We start from the raw sequence: 21514 nt of genomic DNA, 5'->3' as shown, positions 1-21514 counted from the left end.
GAGCCGTACGTCGTCGGGCGAGCCCGGACTGTGCGCCAGCCGCTGCGGGCGCACATCCCGCCACGTCCCCTTCGGCCGGAGGGCGCCTGCGGGCCGGTGGGGGTCACCGTTGTGGGCAGCTACGCCGCTGACCGTTGTGGGCAGTCGTTCCGCTGGGGCGGAACGGGTGGGCACAACACCACGACGTACGGCGCGCCGAAACCGTAGTCCAGCGCCCGCCAGGGCAGAGCGCCCCCAGCGGACCGCAGGTCACCCGCCCCGCACCCCGCACAAATGAAGCAGCGCCGCCACCCGGCGATAGGGATCCCTGCGCCCGGCGCGCTCCTCCGCCAAGAGGAGGGCGCCGAAGTCAGAGGGAACCCCCGCGTCGTCGGCCGCCGTATCCGTGAAAACACGAACCCCGTACCAGGCCCGCAACGGCGCCCCGATCCCCGCAAGCGTCGCGGTGAGCGCGTCCAGCCGATCCGCCCGCACCCGCAGCCCCAGCCGGTTCGTATACGCATCGGTGTCGAACGAGACCAGCGCCCCGTCCCAGTCGCCGGCCAGCCCCGGCCGCATCGCCAGCGCGTCGCCGTTCCGTACGAGCAGCGACAGCAGCCCGCCGGGAGCCAGCATCCGGGCGAGGCCCGCAAGGAGTGGGTCCGGCTCCTCGACGTACATCAGCACGCCGTGGCACAGCACCACGTCGAAGCTGCCGGGCAGGAAGTGCACGCCCGTGTCCCGGCCGTCGCCCTCGACCAGCCGCACCCGCTGCCGTATGCCTTCCGGCTCCGCGGCCAGCGCCTCGCGCGCCGCGGCGACCATCTTCGGGTCCTGCTCCAGGCCGGTCACCTTGTGCCCGGCGCGGGCCAGCCGCAGCGCCTGCGTGCCCTGGCCCATGCCGACGTCGAGGACGCGGAGCCGCTGCCCGACGGGGAAGCACCCCGCCAGCTGCTCGTCGAGCTGCCGCGCCACCAGTTCCTGGCGTACGGCGTTGCGCAACCCCCCGAGCCCCTCCAGCCAGGCGCCGGCGCCTCGCGTGAAAGCCTCTGCGCTCAGGGCCGCTCTCCGCGCTTGACCTGCGGCTTCGGCAGCCGCAGACGACGCATCTGGAGCGTGCGCATCAGGGCGTAGGCGACGGCGCCCCGCTTCGGCTGGTCCGGGAAGCGCGCGTTCAGCTGCTTCTTCAGCCGGATCCCGATGACGATCGAGTCGATGACGATCAGGATGATCACGAACAGCCACAGCAGCAGCGCGATGTTCTGGACGGCCGGCATGCGGATCATGCTCAGGACGAGGATGACCACCGCGAGCGGCAGGAACCACTCGGCCATGCTGAACCGCGAGTCCACGAAGTCGCGCGCGAACCGCCGGACCGGACCCTTGTCACGGACGGGCAGATAGCGCTCGTCGCCGCTCGCCAGCGCCTGGCGCTGCCGCTCCATCTGCGCACGGCGCTCGTCGCGCGCACGCTTCGCCGCCTCCTTGCGCGTCAGGGAGGAATTGGCGACGCTGCGGCGCTGCGACTGGGCCTCGCTGCGCTTGGGCGTCGGGCGGCCCTTGGGGGCCTGCGGGTCACGGGTCTGCTTGGAGTCGGTCACCGGCGCCTTGTCGGCGGGGGCCTTCTCTTCCTTGGCACGGCTACGGAACACAAAAACCAAGGGTACGGGGTGCGCCTGCATGGACCCCAGCCCGGTGGGGAACGATCCGGCAACACCGTACGTCTCTACCGGCAACACCACGCGGCTGTGGCGGGGCAGATCAGACTCAAGGGGTATGCAAGGTACGCAGCCGGAAGGTTTCCGGCGGGCCCCGGGAGGGCCACCTACTCCCTGGGCCGGAGGTCAGCCGTCAGCAGTCGTCCTTGGGGATGAGCGCATCGGTCCCCGAACAGTGCGGTAATGGAGGCAGGGCCCGTACTGTGGGTTCTGTTGAAGACCTGGGAGCTGGAGTCCGTCAGAAGGGGGCGCGCGAAGCCCATGAGCGGTGTCATGAAGCGTATGGGGATGATCTTCCGCGCGAAGGCGAACAAGGCCCTGGACCGGGCCGAGGACCCGCGCGAGACCCTCGACTACTCGTACCAGAAGCAGCTTGAGCTGCTGCAGAAGGTGCGCCGCGGCGTCGCCGACGTGGCGACCTCGCGCAAGCGCCTGGAGCTGCAGCTCAACCAGCTCCAGACTCAGTCGGCCAAGCTGGAGGACCAGGGCCGCAAGGCGCTGGCGCTGGGCCGTGAGGACCTGGCCCGTGAGGCGCTCTCCCGCCGCGCCGCGCTCCAGCAGCAGGTGACGGACCTGGAGACGCAGCACCAGACCCTGTCGGGCGAGGAGGAGAAGCTCACCCTGGCGGCCCAGCGGCTGCAGGCGAAGGTGGACGCCTTCCGCACGAAGAAGGAGACCATCAAGGCCACCTACACTGCGGCCCAGGCGCAGACCCGGATCGGCGAGGCCTTCTCCGGCATCTCCGAGGAGATGGGCGATGTCGGCCTGGCGATCCAGCGTGCCGAGGACAAGACGGCCCAGCTCCAGGCGCGGGCCGGCGCGATCGACGAGCTGCTCGCCTCCGGCGCCCTCGACGACCCGACCGGCATGGCCAAGGACGACATCCAGGCCGAGCTGGACCGGCTCTCCGGTGGTACGGATGTAGAGCTGGAACTGCAGCGCATGAAGGCCGAGCTGGCCGGCGGTACGACGCAGCAGCAGGCGATCGAGGGCGGCACGGCCGGCAACCAGGGACAGCAGCAGTCCCAGCAGCAGGACACCCCGCGCTTCGACAAGCAGTAGCCACGCCGCCGGAAGTCTCGCTCACGTCCGAGGAGGACGACATGATCGTACGGATCATGGGGGAGGGGCAGGTGAAGCTGGCCGACAGCCACTTCGCCGAACTGAACAAGCTGGACGAGGCGCTCCTCTCCGAGGTGGAGCGCGGCGACGGCCCAGGCTTCCGCGAGACCCTGCACGCGCTCCTGGACAAGGTCCGCGAACTGGGCACCCCCCTCCCCGACGACTCCCTGGAACCCTCGGAACTGATCCTCCCGTCCCCCGACGCCACCCTGGAGGAGGTCCGAGACCTCCTGAGCGACGACGGCCTGATCCCGGGGGGCTAGCCCCGGCGTACCGCTGTACCGCAGCACCGCTGTGGGCAGTCGTTCCGCTGGGGCGGAACGGGTGGGCACAGCCCACGACGCACAGCACCCCGGCTGTAAGGCCCGCCCGGCCGACGGGCACCCGCACAGCACCCCGGCTGTAAGGCCCGCCCGGCCGACGGGCACCCGCACCCCACCCACGACGCGGGGGGCACCCCAAAACGACAGCGCACCCCAGCCCCCGTTCCGCCGCCCGCCAGGGCCCCGTACCGTGGCTGGACGTGACCACTCCCCAGACCCCAGGTACCTGGACCCGGGCGAGGGCCTGGCTCCAGACCCACCCCCGGGCCTGGGACGCCACCCTCGCCACCGCCGTCCTCGCCTGCATGATCGTCGGCTCCTTCGCCGACCCCGGCCACCACGGAGGCCCCAAGTGGGGCACCCGCACCCCCGACGCGCCCAGCCTCACCCTGATGGTGCTGGGCGCGGCCGCGCTGGTCCTCCGCCGGGCGCGCCCCATGACCGTGCTGGCGGCGACCGGCGCCCTTTCCCTCGTGGAACTGGTCACCGGCGACCCGCGCACCCCCGTCGCGATGTGCGCGGTCGTCGCGCTCTTCACCGTCGCCGCCCACACCGACCGGACCACCACCTGGCGGGTCGCCCTGCCCACCATGACCGTGCTGACGGCGGCCGGAATGCTCGCGGGCCCGCTCCCCTGGTACGCGCAGGAGAACATCGCCGTCTTCGCCTGGACCGGTATGGCCGCGGCCGCGGGCGACGCCGTCCGCAGCCGCCGCGACTTCGTCCAGGCCATCCGGGAGCGCGCCGAACGGGCCGAGCGCACCCGTGAGGAGGAGGCCCGGCGCCGGGTCGCGGAGGAGCGGCTGCGGATCGCCCGCGATCTGCACGACGTGGTGGCGCACCACATCGCGCTCGTCAACGTCCAGGCCGGGGTCGCGGCGCACGTCATGGACAAGCGGCCCGACCAGGCAAAGGAGGCCCTCGCCCATGTACGCGAGGCCAGCCGCTCAGCCCTCAACGAACTCCGCGCCACCGTGGGCCTGCTGCGGCAGACCGGAGACCCCGAGGCACCCACCGAGCCCGCCCCGGGCCTGCACCGCCTCGACGAACTCGTCGACACCTTCCGGCACGCGGGCCTCACGGTGGAGGTGGCCCGTGCCGATCACGGCACGAAGCTGCCCGCGGCGGTGGACCTGGCCGCGTACCGCGTCATCCAGGAGGCGCTCACCAATGTGCAGAAGCACGCCGGGAGCGAGGCGAAGGCCGAGGTCAGCGTCGTACGCGTGGGACCCGGCCTCGAGGTGACCGTGCTGGACGACGGGCCCGGCCACGAGGGCGCGCCCCAGGACGGCGGCGGGCACGGGCTGCTCGGCATGCGGGAGCGGGTCACCGCGCTCGGCGGCAGTTGTTCCGCGGGACCCCGTCCCGCCGGCGGATTCCGCGTTCATGCGATCCTGCCGGTCCAGAACCACGCGCGCCAGGCCACTGCCGCGGAAGGGACGGGAAACCGCGTATGACCATCCGGGTGCTGCTCGCCGACGACCAGGCGCTGCTGCGCAGCGCGTTCCGTGTGCTCGTCGACTCCGAGCCCGACATGGAGGTCGTCGGCGAGGCGTCGGACGGTGCGGAGGCGGTCCGGCTGGCGAAGGAGCAGTCCGCGGACGTCGTGCTGATGGACATCCGTATGCCGGGCACGGACGGCCTCGCCGCCACCCGGCTGATCAGCGCCGACCCGGCTCTCGCCCAGGTGCGGGTGGTCATGCTGACCACGTTCGAGGTCGACGAGTACGTGGTGCAGTCGCTGCGGGCCGGTGCCTCCGGCTTCCTCGGCAAGGGCGCGGAACCCGAGGAACTGCTCAACGCCATCCGGGTCGCGGCCGGGGGAGAGGCGCTGCTGTCCCCGGCGGCCACCAAGGGGCTGATCGCCACGTTCCTGGCGCAGAGCGACGGTACGCAAGGCGGCGGCGACCCCGTCCACACCGAACGCCTCGAGGCGCTCACCGGCCGGGAGCGCGAGGTGCTGGTCCAGGTCGCGGGCGGCCACTCCAACGACGAGATCGCCGAGCGGCTCGAGGTCAGCCCGCTCACCGTCAAGACCCACGTCAACCGCGCCATGGCGAAGCTCGGCGCCCGCGACCGGGCACAACTCGTCGTCATCGCATACGAGTCCGGCCTGGTCCGCCCAAGAGTGACGTGATGTGACATCCAGGGGCATCCGCCTGCATCCCGGGACTTCCTCGGGTGTCCCGGGGCGTCCTGGACCGTCGGGGTCGTGACGTGAACCCACGGGTGTACCGCCCGTACTACGAGCGCAGTAGGCGCCGCATAAAGGAAGGGCACCTGGGGGCGACGGATCGCCCCTCGCCGATGCCGCAAGGTGTAAGGCGGGCGCTGATCTGCGCCCTTCCTGCCTCACATGCCGGCCACGGAAGAGAGACCGTACCCCTATGTCCTGGCTGTCCAGATTCAGCCTCGCGCAACGGGCCCTGATCGGGCTGATGTCGATCGTCGCGATCGTCTTCGGTGCCATCGCGATCCCGCAGCTCAAGCAGCAACTGCTGCCCTCCATCGAACTGCCCATGGTGTCCGTGGTGGCGCCGTACCAGGGCGCGTCTCCCGATGTGGTCGAGAAGCAGGTCGTAGAGCCGCTCGAGAACACCATCCAGGCCGTCGACGGCATCACGGGCATCACCTCCACGGCCAGCGAGGGCAACGCCCTCATCATGGCGTCGTTCGACTACGGCCCCGACACACAGCAGCTCGTCGCCGACGTCCAACAGGCCGTGAACCGGGCCCGCGCCCAGCTGCCCGACGAGGTCGACCCGCAGGTCGTCGCCGGTTCCACGGACGACATCCCGACCGTCGTGCTCGCAGTCACGTCCGACAAGGACCAGCAGGCGCTCGCCGACCAGCTCGACAGCACCGTCGTGCCGGCCTTCGAGGACATCGACGGCGTCGGCCAGGTCACCGTCGACGGTGTCCGGGACCTCCAGGTCACCGTCACGCCCGACAACGGCAAGCTGGCGGGCGCGGGCCTGAGCCCGGCCGCGCTCGGCCAGGCCCTGCAGGCGGGCGGCGCGACCGTCCCGGCGGGCTCCTTCGACGAGGACGGCGCCAACCGCACCGTCCAGGTCGGCGGCGGCTTCACCTCGCTGCAGCAGATCAAGGACCTGATGGTCACGGGCGAGGGCGCCAAGAAGCCCGTACGCCTGGGTGACGTCGCCACCGTGAAGCAGGAGCCGTCCACCGCGACCTCCCTCACGCGGACGAACGGCGAGCCCAGCCTCGCCGTCATGGTCACCATGGACAACGACGGCAGCGCGGTCGCCATCTCGAACGAGGTGAAGGACAAGCTGCCGGACCTCCGCAAGGACCTCGGCTCCGGCGCGACGCTGACCGTCGTCAGCGACCAGGGCCCCGCGGTCTCCAAGTCCATCGAGGGCCTCACCACCGAGGGCGCCCTGGGCCTGGTCTTCGCGGTCCTCGTCATCCTGGTGTTCCTCGCGTCGATCCGCTCGACGCTGGTCACCGCGGTGTCGATCCCGCTGTCGGTCGTCCTCGCGCTGATCGTGCTGTGGACCCGCGACCTGTCCCTCAACATGCTCACGCTGGGCGCGCTGACCATCGCCATCGGCCGCGTCGTCGACGACTCGATCGTCGTCCTGGAGAACATCAAGCGGCACCTCGGCTACGGCGAGGAGCGCCAAGAGGCGATCCTCAAGGCGGTACGCGAGGTCGCGGGCGCCGTCACGTCGTCCACGCTGACCACCGTCGCGGTCTTCCTGCCCATCGGTCTGACCGGCGGCATGGTGGGCGAGCTGTTCGGCTCGTTCTCGCTGACGGTCACGGCGGCGCTGCTGGCCTCGCTGCTCGTGTCGCTGACGGTCGTGCCCGTCCTGTCGTACTGGTTCCTGCGCGCCCCCAAGGACGTGCGGGATGCCGACCCGGAGGAGGCCCGCCGCAAGGCCGAGGAGAAGGAGGCCCGCAGCTGGCTGCAGCGCCTCTACGTCCCCGTCCTGCGCTTCGCGACGCGCCGCCGCCTCACCAGCCTGGCCCTCGCGATCGTGATCCTCATCGGCACCTTCGGCATGGCACCCATGCTGAAGACCAACTTCTTCGACCAGGGCGAGCAGGAAGTCCTGACCGTCAAGCAGGAGTTGAAGCCGGGCACCAGCCTGGCGAAGACCGACGCGTCGGCGAAGAAGATCGAGAAGATGCTCGACGGCGTCGAGGGCGTCGAGGACTACCAGGTCACCATCGGGTCCTCCGGCTTCATGGCGGCGTTCGGCGGCGGTACGGACACCAACCAGGCGTCGTACCAGGTCAAGCTGGCCGACTCGGCGTCGTACGAGGACGTCCAGAGCCGTATCGAGGAGGGGCTCGGCAAGCTCTCCGGGATCGGTACGACCACCATCGCGGCCGGGGACGGCTTCGGCAGCCAGGACCTGAGCGTCGTGGTCAAGGCCGCCGACGCGGACGTCCTGCGCAAGGCAGCGGACGAGGTCCGCGACGAGGTCGCCACGCTGGACAACGTCACGGACGTCACCAGCGACCTGTCCCAGTCGGTGCCGCGGATCTCGGTGAAGGCCAACGACAAGGCGGCCGCGGCCGGTTTCAACGACACCACCCTCGGCCAGGCCGTCGCCCAGGCGGTGCGCGGCACCACCACCGGCAAGGCGGTCCTGGACGACACCGAGCGGAACATCGTCATCCGCTCGGCGAAGCCCGCGGACACGCTGTCCGAGCTGAAGAAGCTGCAGCTCGGCCCGGGTGTGAAGCTCGGTGACATCGCGGACGTCAAGCTCGTCGACGGCCCGGTCTCCATGACCCGTATCGACGGCCAGCGCGCCGCGACGATCACGGCGAAGCCGACCGGCGACAACACGGGCGCGGTCAGCACCGAACTCCAGACCAAGATCAACGCGCTGGACCTGCCCGCAGGCGCCACCGCGTCCATCGGCGGTGTCTCGGAGGACCAGGACGAGGCGTTCGCCTCGCTCGGCCTGGCGATGCTGGCGGCCATCGCGATCGTCTTCATGCTGCTGGTCGCGACGTTCCGGTCGCTCGTCCAGCCGCTGATCCTGCTGGTCTCCATTCCGTTCGCGGCGACGGGCGCGATCGGCCTGCTGGTCGCCACGGGCACTCCGATGGGCGTCCCGGCGATGATCGGCATGCTGATGCTGATCGGCATCGTGGTCACCAACGCGATCGTGCTGATCGACCTCATCAACCAGTACCGGGCCCAGGGCTACGGCACGGTCGAGGCGGTCATCGAGGGCGGCCGCCACCGCCTCCGCCCGATCCTGATGACCGCCCTGGCGACGATCTTCGCGCTGCTCCCCATGGCGCTGGGCATCACGGGCGAGGGCGGCTTCATCGCCCAGCCGCTCGCGGTGGTCGTGATCGGCGGCCTCATCACCTCGACGCTGCTGACCCTGCTCCTCGTCCCGACGCTCTACGCGATGATTGAAATCCGCAAGGAGCGCAGGGCCAAGAAGAAGGCGGCGAAGCGCGCGAGGAAGGCCGGGGTTCCGATGGACTCCGAGTCTGCGGACTCGGAGTCCGACGAGCCGGAGCCGGAGCCGGCGCGCGTCTAGCCGCTACCGCCCGCTGTGGGCAGTCGTTCCTCCCCCAGTGCCTTAAGGGCCTGGGGGTGCCCCCAGCGGAACGGGTGGGCACAGCCCACGACGGCGGGTGCCCCGCACATCGGCTGAACTCCGGCCCTGGTCCGCGCCACCGTGGTGCGGACCAGGGCCGGGGATTTTCATGGGCGGTGGGTGAGGACGAGCCCGGCCGCGCAGCGGCCGAGGCCCCGCACGCGCCGACGGCGAGAACCCGGCACGCGTCGCAGACGCCCCCGGCGCCACGGGGGCAAACGAAGGGGGCGCCCCTCAACAGAGGGGCGCCCCCTTCGGCGTACCGCAAAGCGCGAGCGCTACGGAAGCGCCAGCATCCGCTCAAGCGCCAGCTTGGCGAACGCCTCCGTCTCCTTGTCGACCTCGATCCGGTTCACCAGGCTGCCGTCCGCCAAGGACTCGAGCGCCCAGACCAGATGCGGCAGGTCGATCCGGTTCATCGTCGAGCAGAAGCACACCGTCCGGTCGAGGAACACGACCTCCTTGCCCTCGTCCGCGAAGCGGTTGGCCAGCCGGCGGACCAGGTTCAGCTCCGTGCCGATGGCCCACTTCGACCCGGCCGGCGCCGCCTCGAGCGTCTTGATGATGTACTCGGTCGAGCCCACGTAGTCCGCGGCCGAGACGACCTCGTGCTTGCACTCGGGGTGGACCAGGACGTTGACGCCCGGGATGCGCTCGCGCACGTCGTTCACGGAGTCCAGGTTGAACCGCCCGTGCACCGAGCAGTGGCCCCGCCACAGGATCATCTTGGCGTCGCGGAGCTGCTCCGCGGTGAGCCCGCCGTTCGGCTTGTGCGGGTTGTAGACCACGCAGTCCTCGAGCGTCATGCCGAGGTCGCGTACGGCGGTGTTGCGGCCCAGGTGCTGGTCCGGCAGGAAGAGGACCTTCTCACCCTGGGAGAAGGCCCACTCCAGCGCCCGCTTGGCATTGGACGACGTACAGATGGTGCCGCCGTGCTTGCCCGTGAACGCCTTGATGTCGGCCGACGAGTTCATGTACGAGACGGGCACGACCTGCTCGGCTATGCCCGCCTCGGTCAGCACGTCCCAGCACTCCGCGACCTGCTCGGCCGTCGCCATGTCGGCCATGGAGCAGCCCGCCGCGAGGTCCGGCAGTACGACCTTCTGGTCGTCGCTGGTCAGGATGTCGGCGGACTCGGCCATGAAGTGCACACCGCAGAACACGATGTACTCCGCCTCCGGGCGCGCGGCGGCGTCCCGGGCCAGCTTGAAGGAGTCACCCGTGACGTCCGCGAACTGGATGACCTCGTCGCGCTGGTAGTGGTGGCCGAGCACGAAGACCTTGTCGCCGAGCTTCTCCTTGGCCGCCCGGGCGCGCTCCACCAGGTCCGGGTCGGACGGCAGGGGCAGGTCGCCCGGGCATTCGACGCCACGCTCGCTCCGGGGGTCGGCCTCGCGGCCGAGCAGCAGCAGGGCGAGCGGCGTCGGCTGGACGTCGAGCTCCTGACGGGTTTGGGCGGTGGTCACGACACGCACCCTTTCTGTTCTGCGGCTCGCTTCGATCGGATGGATCAAGCGGGATTGCTGGGACATCTACTTTTCGTCGAAATGACGCTATCTATCATAACCGGTTCACGTCAGTTTGACGATGGCCATCGCGTCGATGTGACGCATTCCCGGAGGCCGAGTACGTCGCGGCCGACCGTGCACAACGTCCCATGCCGCTTCCCCATTCCATGTGCGAGCATGAGGAGGCAAACGAAGGAAAGTCGAAGACAGAGCACTCGGCCCGGAATGAATCCGCGGCCCCGCCGGTTGCAACCGTCGGCAAGCAGTCTCCGTACAACCCGGGAGAGATGTAGATGTCCGTATCGGACGAGACCACCACCGTCACCGACGGCATCATCCTGACCGACGCCGCCGCGGCCAAGGTCAAGGCCCTGCTCGACCAGGAAGGCCGCGACGACCTAGCGCTGCGCGTCGCCGTTCAGCCCGGCGGCTGCTCTGGCCTGCGCTACCAGCTCTTCTTCGACGAGCGCTCGCTCGACGGCGACGTCGTCAAGGAGTTCGGCGGCGTGAAGGTCGTCACCGACCGGATGAGCGCTCCGTACCTGGGCGGCGCCTCGATCGACTTCGTCGACACCATCGAGAAGCAGGGCTTCACGATCGACAACCCGAACGCGACGGGTTCCTGCGCCTGCGGCGACTCCTTCAGCTGAGCCGGCTGATCCCTCCGCCTCCGGCCGGAGGCGGAGAGGACGACGAAAGGCGGCGGCCCCCCGAACGGGGGGCCGCCGCCTTTCGTGTGTCGAAGCACTGCTACTTCCGCGGCACTGCTACTTCCGTGGCACCGTCCCGCCCCCGGTAGCGTCCACGACCTTCCGGTCGCCGAGCGGCTTCTCGAGTGTCACCGTCTCCTTGAGCTCCTTGGCGATCATGATGCAGACCTTGCCCGGCTCCTGCGGGGTCTCGGTCACCGTCACGGTCACCTTGTCCGCGCTCTCGCTCGCCGACGCCGAGTAGTCACTGCAGACGCCGCCCCAGAAGTGCAGCGTCAGCGACCGCCCGTCCACGCTGTACGACTCGATGTGCACGCCGCGCGGTGTGCTGACCGACTCGTCCCCGCCGCCCGGCGTGCTCGGCCGCGGGCTCGGCTCGGCCCGCTCCGCGCTGGGCGTGTCCGCTGCCCTGAGGTACTCGGGATCCACCGCCGGATGAGTGATCGTGAAGCTGTCCTCGGCCCCCTTCGGCCGCACATCGAAGAGCCACGACGGAACGAGCGTCTGCCGCCCGTCCACGAAGTGCACCGCGAGCCCGAGCGTCGCGCCCCGCACGGCGACGGTCTGAGGCGTCGCGGGGGAGGCGGCGGTGGCACAGGGCGCGTCCTTCGCCTCCTGCCCTTCTTCCGGCCCCTCCAGCGGTACGGGGCTGGCGCAGCCTCCGATGCCTACGCGCCCGCCCCCGAGCGCGGCCCTGTTCAGCAGATCCAGCGTCTTCCCGGCGCTAATCAGGGGATACGTGTCGCCCTTCACCGGCTTCGCCAACTGGCCGCTGCCGCCCACCACCTGGCCGTCCGCACCGACCTGGATGCCGGTCGACCAGCCGTACGTCGGCAGCCCGCCGATCTTCGGGTCCGCGTTGACCACGCGCACCGCGCCCATGAGTTGACGCGCGTCAAGCTTCGCGTCGTCCTGGCCGAGCGCCTTGAGCACGGGAGCGGCGGCCTTCTTTGCGACCTGCTCGCTGACCGCGTCGCCCTCACCACCGGGGGTGCCCGTATTGGAGCACTTGGTGGCGCTCTTGCAGTCGTCGCTCGCTCCGGGCGCGTACCGGCTGAAGGTCCACGTGCCCGGCGCCTGCTTGGTGACCTGCAGCGACGGACCCGAACCGTCCTTCGCCGGCCCCACCCGCCACGTCCCGTCCGACACCTTCGGGGTGCCCTCGACGCCGAGCGCCTTCGCCAGCCGCGTCACCTCGGACGCGCTGACCTCGCCCCGCGCGCGGTACACGGCGGCCGAGTCCGGTCCCTCGGGCAGCTTGCCGGTCGCCCGGTACGTCGCGCCGTTCGGGTCGGGCTCGCCCGGAGCGATGCCCTCGCCGGGGCTCTCCGTATAGCCGTCCAGTGCGAGCGGGGGCGGAGTGCTCCCGTCCCCGGACGGGGCACCGGACTCCCTGCCGTCGCCGCCGGACGTCGTCGCGGCGAAGTACGCCCCGCCGCCACCGGCCAGCAGCACAGCGGCCGCGACCGAGGCGACAGCCAGCGGCCTGCGCTTCCGGCGTGGAACGGCTGCGTCGTTGTCGGGTCGCTCGGTGCTCACCGCATCGCTCCTTCACCTTCACTGTCGTCCCTGGAGCCCCTCCGGCCACCGGAACCCAGTCCGGGCAGGGGAGGGGTCGTAGTCCGCATCCCCTCCACGGGGGACAGCGATGGGACGCAGCGGACGAGCGGGCGGTTCCCCGGCGTCGCCAGGTCGCCGTAAGCCGTCGCTCAGTCGCCGTAATCGGACATCGCGTCCAGCAGCCGCGCGGACTTCGGGGGAACGACGACGCCGTGGATGTGGGACGGCGGCACGGGGCGCGGAGTCTCCTCGGCGGGCGCGACCCAGTGCGGGACCATCCGGGCGCAGTCGCCGCGCAGCGCCGCGAGCCCCCCTTCCACGTCGAGCGGACCGTCGAGCGGAGCGGATTCCCTGGCCCTGAAGTTCGTCATAACGGCACCGTAAGCAGCGCGAGCCGCGCCGACAAAGCCCTACCATCCGGTAGTTTTGCCACTTCAGTGCGGGTGCGCGGACCCGGTAGCGTGAAACCGTCGCCATCCGCAGCCACCAGCCAGTCCGACCAGTCCGTAAAGAGAGCGCTTCACGCGCCCCACCCATCCCCGCAGGAGCGTGTCCTCGCCGTGCGTATCGCAGTCACCGGCTCCATCGCCACCGACCATCTGATGACCTTCCCCGGCCGCTTCGCCGACCAGCTGGTCGCCGACCAGCTGCACACGGTCTCCCTCTCCTTCCTGGTCGACGCCCTCGACGTACGCCGTGGCGGTGTCGGCGCCAACATCTGCTTCGGCATGGGGCAGCTCGGCACCAAGCCGATCCTGGTCGGGGCCGCCGGCGCCGACTTCGACGAGTACCGCGCCTGGCTCGACCGGCACGGCGTCGACACGGCCTCGGTCCGGATCTCCGAGATGCTGCACACCGCCCGCTTCATCTGCACCACCGACGCCGACCACAACCAGATCGGCTCCTTCTACACGGGCGCGATGAGCGAGGCCCGGCTGATCGAGCTCAAGGCGGTCGCCGACCGGGTCGGCGGCCTCGACCTCGTACTGATCGGCGCCGACGACCCTGAGGCGATGCTGCGGCACACCGAGGAGTGCCGCAGCCGGGGCATCCCGTTCGCCGCCGACTTCTCGCAGCAGATCTCCCGCATGGACGGCGAAGAGATCCGGATACTGCTGGACGGTGCCGCGTACCTCTTCTCCAACGAGTACGAGAAGGGACTCATCGAGTCCAAGACCGGCTGGACCGACGCGGAGATCCTGTCGAAGGTCGGCCACCGGGTCACCACCCTGGGCTCGCGCGGCGTGCGCATCGAGCGGGACGGCGAGGACCCGATCGAGGTCGCCTGCCCCGAGGAGGAGGTCAAGGCCGACCCGACAGGCGTCGGCGACGCGTTCCGGGCCGGCTTCCTCTCCGGCCTGGCCTGGGGCGTCGGCCTGGAGCGGGCGGCCCAGGTCGGCTGCATGCTGGCGACGCTGGTCATCGAGACGGTCGGCACGCAGGAGTACCAGCTGCGCCGCGGCCACTTCATGGACCGCTTCACCAAGGCCTACGGCCACGAGGCCGCGGCTGAAGTCCAGGCGCACCTGGCCTGATCTCTGGAACGCGGGCTCAGCTCAGGCGGCGTACGACGTACGCCGCCCCCCGCTCGGCCCGCTCCTCGCCCACGTACTCCTGCCCGCGCATCGCGCACCACGCGGGAATGTCGAGGCGCGCCGCCTCGTCGTCGGCGAGGACGGTGACGGTACCGCCGACCGGCACGTCGCCGATGACCTTGGCCAGCTCGATCACGGGGATCGGGCAGAGCTTGCCGAGGGAGTCGACGACCAGGGACTCCGATGCGGCGGGCCGAGGGCCCGCCTCGGGGGCGCCCAGCTTCCGGCGCACGTCGGAGACGACTCCGGGCAGCACCTCCAGGAAGCGCTCCACGTCCTCCTCCGGTGTCCCCAGCGGCAGCGACACCCGTACGTTGCCCTCGCTCAGCACCCCCATCGCCCGCAGCACATGGCTCGGGGTCAGTGTGGAGCTCGTGCACGACGAACCGGACGACACGGAGAAACCGGCCCGGTCCAGCTCGTGCAGCACTGTCTCTCCATCGACGTAGAGACAGGAGAACGTCAGCAGATGCGGCAGCCTGCGCACCGGATCGCCGACCACCTCGACGTCCGGCACCAGCTCGGGCACCCGCGCCCGGATCCGCTCCGTCAGCTCCCGCAGCCGGGGAGCCTCCGCGGCGGCCTCCGCCCGTACGGCACGCAGGGCAGCGGCGGCCGCGACGATCGCCGGGATGTTCTCGAAGCCCGCCGCCCGCCCCGACTCCCGCTCGTCCGAGGGCCCTTGGGGCGCGAACCGGACGCCCTTGCGCACGGCGAGCAGCCCGACGCCCGCCGGACCGCCCCATTTGTGGGCGCTCCCGGTGAGCACCGACCAGTCGCCCGGCACCGGGCCCCAGGCCAGCGACTGCGCCGCGTCCACCAGCAGCGGCACCCCGGCCGCCCGGCATGCCTCGGCCACCTCCGCGACCGGCTGCTCGGTGCCCACCTCATGGTTGGCGGACTGCAGACAGGCCAGCGCCGTGTCCTCGCGCAGGGCATCCGCGTACGCCTCGACCGAGACCGAACCGGCGCGGTCCACCGGCACCTCGGTCACCGTCCCGCCGGCGCTCTCGTGCGTCGCCGCGGCATGGAGCACCGAAGAGTGTTCGACGGCTGACACGACCAGGTGACGGCCGGTGCGGCGGCGTCCGGCGAGAGCCCCGGCGATCCCGGAGTGCACCGCGCGCGTGCCCGACGAGGTGAAGACCAGCTCGTCCGGGCGGCATCCGACCGCCTCGGCCGCCGCCTCCCGTGCGGCGTCGAGCAGCATCCTGGCGCGCCGCCCCTCGCGGTACAGCCGGGCGGGATCGGCCCACCCCTCGTCGAGCGAGGCCTGCAGCGCCTGGCGGGCGACGGGGTGGAGAGGAGCCGAGGAAGCGACGTCGAAGTAGGGCACGCCCACACGCTAACTCCTGGCCCGAGAGGGCGTCAGGGCACGCCCGGAGCGGGGGATTCCGGGGGCCGGGACCGCGGCGGATCCGCACGCCACGGGGGGTCCCACAGGGCAAACAGCACTCCTTCGGGGAGTCGGGCGGCGCGTTGGGCACCCTCCCCGCGCGGCCCAAAAAAGCGTCCAGTAGGGTTTGGTCCGCATAAACATCCAAACCCCTGCCCGACGCAGGGCGGCGACCGACCAGCAGAGAAGGCCGCAGCCAACAGCGCGGGCGAGACTCTCGGGAAGGCGCTACGTGAGTCCCAACGGCTCCGACCGCTCGCCGCGGCGCCCGATGCGGCGGAAGCTGCTGCAGGCACTGACTGCGGGCCTGGTCCTGGCGACCGCCACCGGTTGCACATACAAGGACTTCCCCCGCCTTGGTATGCCCACCCCGACCACGGAGGAGGCTCCCCGGATCCTCTCCCTGTGGCAGGGGTCCTGGGCTGCCGCGCTCGCCGTCGGCGTGCTGGTGTGGGGCCTGATCCTGTGGAGTGCTTTCTTCCACCGGCGCAGCCGCACCAAGGTCGAGATCCCCCCGCAGACCCGGTACAACATGCCCCTCGAGGCGCTGTACACCGTGGTCCCGATCATCATCGTCTCGGTCCTCTTCTACTTCACGGCCCGCGATGAGTCGAAGCTCCTCCAGCTCTCCGACAAGCCCGCTCACACCATCAACGTGGTGGGCTACCAGTGGAGCTGGGGCTTCAACTACATCGAGAACGTGCCGGGTTCGACCGGCGATGCCAAGACCGACGAGAACCTTGCCGCGATCCCGCAGCGGTTCAAGGACGACTTCCCGGCCAACGCCGGCGGTGTCTACGAGGTCGGCATCCCGGGTGAGCGGAACCCGCAGACGAACAACCCCGGCCCGACCCTGTGGCTCCCCAAGGGCGAGAAGGTCCGCTTCGTCCTCACCTCGCGTGACGTCATCCACTCCTTCTGGGTGGTGCCGTTCCTCATGAAGCAGGACGTCATCCCGGGCCACACCAACGCCTTCGAGGTGACCCCCAACCAGGAAGGCACCTTCCTGGGCAAGTGCGCCGAGCTGTGCGGCGTCGACCACTCCCGGATGCTCTTCAACGTGAAGGTCGTGTCTCCGGAGCGCTACCAGCAGCACCTGGAAGAGCTCGCGAAGAAGGGCCAGACCGGTTACGTCCCGGCCGGCATCGAGCAGACGACGCACGAAAAGAACCGGGAGACGAAGACCACGTGAGCATCCTCAACGAACCCCAGGGTGCCGCTGCAGCCGAGTCGTACGCGAACGAGCTGCCGGTACGGAAGAAGCAGCCCGGCAACGTCGTGGTGAAGTGGCTGACGACCACCGACCACAAGACGATCGGCACGCTGTACCTCGCCACGTCGTTCGCCTTCTTCGTGATCGGCGGTCTGCTGGCGCTCTTCATGCGCGCCGAACTGGCCCGTCCCGGCACGCAGATCATGTCGAACGAGCAGTTCAACCAGGCGTTCACGATGCACGGCACGATCATGCTGCTGATGTTCGCGACGCCGCTGTTCGCCGGATTCGCGAACTGGATCATGCCGCTGCAGATCGGCGCGCCCGACGTGGCGTTCCCGCGGCTGAACATGTTCGCCTACTGGCTGTACCTGTTCGGCTCGCTGATCGCGGTGGGCGGCTTCCTCACCCCGCAGGGTGCGGCCGACTTCGGCTGGTTCGCCTACTCGCCGCTGTCGGACGCGGTCCGCTCGCCGGGTGTCGGCGCCGACATGTGGATCATGGGTCTGGCCTTCTCCGGTTTCGGCACGATCCTCGGCTCGGTCAACTTCATCACCACGATCATCTGCATGCGCGCGCCGGGCATGACGATGTTCCGCATGCCGATCTTCACCTGGAACGTGCTGCTCACCGGTGTGCTGGTGCTGCTGGCCTTCCCGGTCCTCGCCGCGGCGCTCTTCGCCCTCGAGGTGGACCGCAAGTTCGGAGCGCACATCTTCGACGCTGCCAACGGCGGCGCACTGCTGTGGCAACACCTCTTCTGGTTCTTCGGCCATCCAGAGGTGTACATCATCGCCCTGCCGTTCTTCGGCATCATCTCCGAGGTCATCCCGGTCTTCTCGCGTAAGCCGATCTTCGGTTACATCGGTCTGATCGCGGCGACGATCTCGATCGCGGGTCTGTCGGTGACGGTGTGGGCGCACCACATGTACGTCACGGGCGGTGTGCTGCTGCCGTTCTTCGCGTTCATGACGTTCCTCATCGCGGTCCCGACCGGTGTGAAGTTCTTCAACTGGATCGGCACGATGTGGAAGGGCTCGCTGTCCTTCGAGACGCCGATGCTGTGGTCGATCGGCTTCCTGATCACCTTCCTCTTCGGTGGTCTGACGGGTGTCATCCTGGCCTCGCCGCCGATGGACTTCCACGTCTCGGACTCGTACTTCGTGGTGGCGCACTTCCACTACGTGGTGTTCGGCACCGTGGTGTTCGCGATGTTCGCCGGCTTCCACTTCTGGTGGCCCAAGTTCACCGGCAAGATGCTGGACGAGCGGCTCGGCAAGATCACTTTCTGGACGCTGTTCATCGGCTTCCACGGCACGTTCCTGGTGCAGCACTGGCTGGGTGCCGAGGGCATGCCGCGTCGTTACGCGGACTACCTCGCGGCCGACGGCTTCACCGCGCTGAACACGATCTCGACGATCAGCTCGTTCGTCCTCGGCCTGTCGATCCTGCCGTTCTTCTACAACGTCTGGAAGACGGCCAAGTACGGCAAGATGGTCGGCGTCGACGACCCGTGGGGCTACGGCCGCTCGCTCGAGTGGGCGACGTCCTGCCCGCCGCCGCGGCACAACTTCCTCACGCTGCCCCGGATCCGTTCCGAATCCCCGGCGTTCGACCTGCACCACCCCGAGATCGCCGCTCTCGAGCCGCTCGGTCACGCCGGTCACGGTGCCAGCGCCATCTCCACCGAGAAGGAGGCCGGCAAGTGAAGATCCAGGGCAAGATGTTCATCTGGCTGAGCGTCTTCATCCTCGTCATGGCGATCGTCTATGGCGTGTGGTCGAAGGAGCCGGCCGGTACGACGGCGCTCTTCCTGGCCTTCGGCCTGGCCATCATGATCGGCTACTACCTGGCCTTCACGGCCCGGCGGGTCGACGCGGGTGCGCAGGACAACAAGGAGGCCGACGTCGCGGACGACGCCGGTGAGGTGGGCTTCTTCAGCCCACACAGCTGGCAGCCGCTCGCACTGGGCATCGGCGGCTCGCTCGCCTTCCTGGGCGTCATCTTCGGATGGTGGCTGCTGTACTTCTCGGCGCCGATCATCCTGATCGGCCTGTGGGGCTGGGTCTTCGAGTACTACCGCGGCGAGAACCAGAACCAATAACACGATCACAACGATCATGGGCCCGGACACACCGTCAGGAGTGTCCGGGCCCCCTCGTATGCAGTAACGAACACACCCGTACGGGCTACATGACGAGCTACGGATGACGAAGCTTTCTAGCGTTGGCCCATGAGCCACACTTCGCGAATCCGCTCGGTCATAAGCTGCACCGTTCTGGTGGTCGCGTTCGGCGCCACCTCCTGCAGCTTCGACGGCAACCCGCTCTCCGCGCAGCCGTACGACGCAGCGGACCAGATTGTCTTCAACGGCCCTTCGGGGAACCAGAAGGCAGACCCCGACAAGCCCCTGGAGATCACCACCCAGGGCGGGGCAGGGCGCATCACCGACGTCACCGCCACCGATGCGTCAGGACGCTATGTCCCGGGCGAGCTGTCCGCCGACGGCACGCGGTGGCACAGCACCACCCCCCTCGCCGCAGGCACCAGCTACACGGTCCGCGTGAGCACCGAGAATGGTGACGGCGCCCCCGGCCGCAAGGTCCTCACCTTCGACACAGGACCGGCCGACCAGAAGAAACGGCTGCAGGTCACCTTCGGACCCGAGTCGGGAACCTATGGCGTGGGCCAGCCGATCACCGCGGAACTCAGCGCCCCCGTGAAGGACAAGGCCGCCAGAGGCGTCGTGGAGCGCGCCCTGAGAGTCGACACACGCCCAGCCGTGCAGGGCGCCTGGCACTGGGTCGACGACAAGACGCTGCACTACCGGCCCGAGCAGTACTGGGCACCGGGCACCACCATCGACGTACGCAGCAATCTCGAGGGCATCAAGGTCGGCGACCGCCTCTGGGGCGCCGCGTCGACACCGGTGAAGCTGACCATCGGCGACCGCCTGGAGGCCGTGACGGACGCCTCGACCCACACCATGACCGTCTACCGCAACGGCAAAGTGATCAACACCATCCCGGTCACCACCGGCAAACCCGGCTTCGAGACCCGCAACGGCATCAAGGTCGTGCTCGAAAAGGAGTACTACGTCCGCATGCGCAGCAGCACGGTGGGCATCGCGGCGGGCAGCTCCGAGTCGTACGACCTGCCCGTGTACTACGCGACGCGGGTCACCTGGAGCGGTGAGTACGTGCACGCCGCGCCCTGGTCCGTGGGCTCCCAGGGCTCGGCCAACGTCAGCCACGGATGCGTCGGCATGAGCACCTCCAACGCCTCCTGGTTCTTCCGGACGTTCAACCAGGGGGACATCGTGAAGGTCGTCAACAGCAACGGCGAGCAGATGGACCCGTTCGGCAACGGCTTCGGCGACTGGAACCTCAGCTGGCAGAACTGGCGCGCCGGAAGCGCCGTGCATGGCGGAACCCCCGAGGGCCCCGGACGGGCGGAGATGGCGCGGCTGCGCCCGGGCGTGTGACCCCCGCGGGCGCCTGACGCCCGCGGGGCACGACCCACGGGGGCCGTCAGGCCCCCACGGCCCGCCTGCTGCGCAGCAGACCGGCCAGGGCGTCGGCGAACTCCACCGGCTCGACCGGCAGCGTCACCGCGGCGTCCGCACGGCTCCAGGTGGCCAGCCAGGCGTCCTGCGGCCGCCCCATCAGCAGCAGCACCGGCGGGCACCGGAAGATCTCGTCCTTGATCTGGCGGCACACGCCCATGCCGCCCGCCGGGGCCGCCTCGCCGTCCAGCACACACACGTCCACACCGCCCCGGTCCAGCTCCTTCAGGACCGCGGGGAGCGTCGCGCACTCGATGAACTCGACGACGGGAACGTCTGCGGCCGGCCTGCGGCCCGTCGCCAACCGGACCTGTTCGCGGGTGCTCGCGTCGTTGCTGTAGACCAGCACCGTGGCCGTCGGCTGCATTGTTCCTCCGCGTCGTTGGTCGGGAACTCTTCGTCTGCCGTTGCGCCGGATGCTACTCCCTCGCACCCCTCGTCAACACCTGTTGCAACCGCCCGTCAACACCTGCCGTCAAAGGCCCTCCCGTGGGCCATATGGGCTGCACACACGCGGGGGACACTCCGAACGGCACCCCCCGTAGTGAGGGCGGGATAAGCGACCGACATAATGTCGGTCGTGGCGACAGCAACGACAGTAGAAACCGGGCACGCGATCCCGTCGGTCAATCGGCCGAACCTCACCAGCGTCGGAACCATCATCTGGCTGAGTTCCGAGCTGATGTTCTTCGCGGCCCTCTTCGCGATGTACTTCACCCTGCGATCGGTGACCGGTCCGGACTTCTGGCATGAGAAGGCGGACGCCCTGAACTTCCCGTTCTCGGCGACGAACACCACGATCCTGGTGCTCTCCTCCCTCACCTGCCAGCTCGGCGTGTTCGCCGCCGAGCGCGGTGACGTGAAGAAGCTCCGGATGTGGTTCATCGTCACCTTCATCATGGGTGCGATCTTCATCGGCGGTCAGGTCTTCGAGTACACGGAGCTGGTCAAGCACGAGGGCCTCTCGCTCTCGTCCGACCCGTACGGCTCTGTGTTCTACCTGACCACCGGCTTCCACGGCCTTCACGTGACGGGCGGTCTCATCGCCTTCCTGCTGGTCCTCGGCAGGACGTACATGGCCCGGAGGTTCACCCACGAGCAGGCGACCGCAGCGATCGTCGTGTCCTACTACTGGCACTTCGTCGATGTCGTCTGGATCGGCCTCTTCGCCACGATCTACATGATCAAGTAATACGGATCGCTCTCCACAGCCGATCCATCCCAGAAG

19 protein-coding genes are annotated in these 21514 nt (G+C 69.6%); 12 read left to right on the top strand and 7 right to left on the bottom strand.

Annotated elements, in window-relative coordinates; genetic code table 11:
* Positions 1–249: 249 nt before the first annotated feature.
* Both STSP_RS21065 and STSP_RS21060 read right to left on the bottom strand, forming a co-directional pair.
* Positions 250–954 (bottom strand): class I SAM-dependent methyltransferase, encoded by a 705-nt coding sequence (locus STSP_RS21065; protein ID WP_067280330.1) that lies wholly within the window; start codon positions 952–954, stop codon positions 250–252.
* Between the two features lie 80 nt (positions 955–1034).
* On the bottom strand, positions 1035–1661 hold the full coding sequence (locus STSP_RS21060) for a DUF3043 domain-containing protein (protein WP_078067368.1): 627 nt from the start codon (positions 1659–1661) through the stop codon (positions 1035–1037).
* Positions 1662–1958: 297 nt separating this feature from the next.
* On the opposite strand from STSP_RS21060, the gene STSP_RS21055 reads away from it, so the two are divergent.
* The 5 genes from STSP_RS21055 (at position 1959) to STSP_RS21035 (ending at position 8679) form a co-directional block, all read left to right on the top strand.
* A complete protein-coding gene (locus STSP_RS21055) occupies positions 1959–2759 on the top strand; it encodes a PspA/IM30 family protein (RefSeq protein WP_067280338.1) in 801 nt (266 codons plus the stop codon).
* Between the two features lie 41 nt (positions 2760–2800).
* Complete coding sequence (gene pspAA / locus STSP_RS21050; protein WP_067280324.1) at positions 2801–3082, top strand: PspA-associated protein PspAA; 282 nt, start codon at positions 2801–2803, stop codon at positions 3080–3082.
* Positions 3083–3342: 260 nt separating this feature from the next.
* Positions 3343–4599, top strand: coding sequence for a sensor histidine kinase (locus STSP_RS21045; protein WP_067280322.1), 1257 nt, complete (start codon positions 3343–3345; stop codon positions 4597–4599).
* Positions 4596–5279 carry a response regulator gene (locus STSP_RS21040; protein WP_067280318.1) on the top strand — a complete coding sequence of 228 codons (684 nt, stop codon included), beginning with the start codon at positions 4596–4598 and terminating at the stop codon, positions 5277–5279. The genes STSP_RS21045 and STSP_RS21040 overlap by 4 nt, the downstream gene beginning before the upstream one ends.
* 250 nt (positions 5280–5529) lie before the next feature.
* Positions 5530–8679, top strand: coding sequence for an efflux RND transporter permease subunit (locus tag STSP_RS21035; protein WP_067280317.1), 3150 nt, complete (start codon positions 5530–5532; stop codon positions 8677–8679).
* A gap of 338 nt (positions 8680–9017) precedes the next feature.
* Here STSP_RS21035 and nadA read toward each other — a convergent pair whose 3' ends face one another.
* Entirely contained in the window at positions 9018–10205 is a 1188-nt protein-coding gene (gene nadA, locus STSP_RS21030) for a quinolinate synthase NadA (RefSeq protein WP_107441359.1), read from the bottom strand.
* 335 nt (positions 10206–10540) lie between these two features.
* Between nadA and erpA the strand changes: the two genes are divergently transcribed.
* Positions 10541–10897 (top strand): iron-sulfur cluster insertion protein ErpA, encoded by a 357-nt coding sequence (gene erpA, locus STSP_RS21025; RefSeq protein WP_067280313.1) that lies wholly within the window; start codon positions 10541–10543, stop codon positions 10895–10897.
* A gap of 117 nt (positions 10898–11014) precedes the next feature.
* Here erpA and STSP_RS21020 read toward each other — a convergent pair whose 3' ends face one another.
* Both STSP_RS21020 and STSP_RS21015 read right to left on the bottom strand, forming a co-directional pair.
* On the bottom strand, positions 11015–12496 hold the full coding sequence (locus STSP_RS21020; RefSeq protein WP_067280311.1) for a hypothetical protein: 1482 nt from the start codon (positions 12494–12496) through the stop codon (positions 11015–11017).
* 170 nt (positions 12497–12666) lie between these two features.
* The gene (locus tag STSP_RS21015; RefSeq protein ID WP_067280310.1) at positions 12667–12888 is read right to left on the bottom strand and encodes a hypothetical protein; all 222 of its coding nucleotides are present in this window, start codon (positions 12886–12888) and stop codon (positions 12667–12669) included.
* A gap of 189 nt (positions 12889–13077) precedes the next feature.
* On the opposite strand from STSP_RS21015, the gene STSP_RS21010 reads away from it, so the two are divergent.
* The gene (locus STSP_RS21010) at positions 13078–14052 is read left to right on the top strand and encodes a carbohydrate kinase family protein (RefSeq protein WP_067280307.1); all 975 of its coding nucleotides are present in this window, start codon (positions 13078–13080) and stop codon (positions 14050–14052) included.
* Between the two features lie 16 nt (positions 14053–14068).
* On the opposite strand, the gene STSP_RS21005 is transcribed toward STSP_RS21010, so the two are convergent.
* Complete coding sequence (locus STSP_RS21005) at positions 14069–15448, bottom strand: cysteine desulfurase/sulfurtransferase TusA family protein (RefSeq protein WP_067280336.1); 1380 nt, start codon at positions 15446–15448, stop codon at positions 14069–14071.
* 292 nt (positions 15449–15740) lie between these two features.
* Here STSP_RS21005 and ctaC point away from each other — a divergent pair, with 292 nt between their 5' ends.
* The 4 genes from ctaC to STSP_RS20985 all read left to right on the top strand — a co-directional run bounded on the left by ctaC (position 15741) and on the right by STSP_RS20985 (position 20205).
* Positions 15741–16700: an aa3-type cytochrome oxidase subunit II gene (ctaC, locus tag STSP_RS21000; protein WP_067280304.1), complete on the top strand. Its 960-nt coding sequence runs from the start codon at positions 15741–15743 to the stop codon at positions 16698–16700.
* Positions 16697–18430 carry an aa3-type cytochrome oxidase subunit I gene (gene ctaD, locus STSP_RS20995; protein WP_067280301.1) on the top strand — a complete coding sequence of 578 codons (1734 nt, stop codon included), beginning with the start codon at positions 16697–16699 and terminating at the stop codon, positions 18428–18430. The genes ctaC and ctaD overlap by 4 nt, the downstream gene beginning before the upstream one ends.
* Positions 18427–18825 carry a cytochrome c oxidase subunit 4 gene (locus STSP_RS20990; protein WP_067280299.1) on the top strand — a complete coding sequence of 133 codons (399 nt, stop codon included), beginning with the start codon at positions 18427–18429 and terminating at the stop codon, positions 18823–18825. Before ctaD ends, STSP_RS20990 begins: the two co-directional genes overlap by 4 nt.
* A gap of 129 nt (positions 18826–18954) precedes the next feature.
* A complete protein-coding gene (locus STSP_RS20985) occupies positions 18955–20205 on the top strand; it encodes a L,D-transpeptidase (RefSeq protein WP_067280296.1) in 1251 nt (416 codons plus the stop codon).
* A 46-nt stretch (positions 20206–20251) separates the two neighbouring features.
* Here STSP_RS20985 and STSP_RS20980 read toward each other — a convergent pair whose 3' ends face one another.
* Entirely contained in the window at positions 20252–20653 is a 402-nt protein-coding gene (locus tag STSP_RS20980; RefSeq protein WP_067280293.1) for a hypothetical protein, read from the bottom strand.
* Positions 20654–20857: 204 nt separating this feature from the next.
* On the opposite strand from STSP_RS20980, the gene ctaE reads away from it, so the two are divergent.
* Positions 20858–21478 carry an aa3-type cytochrome oxidase subunit III gene (gene ctaE / locus STSP_RS20975; RefSeq protein ID WP_067280292.1) on the top strand — a complete coding sequence of 207 codons (621 nt, stop codon included), beginning with the start codon at positions 20858–20860 and terminating at the stop codon, positions 21476–21478.
* Positions 21479–21514 lie beyond the last annotated feature (36 nt).

The sequence above is a fragment of the Streptomyces jeddahensis genome (genome assembly GCF_001642995.1).
Lineage (GTDB): Bacteria > Actinomycetota > Actinomycetes > Streptomycetales > Streptomycetaceae > Streptomyces > Streptomyces jeddahensis.
This window is presented reverse-complemented; position numbering and strand designations above follow the sequence as displayed.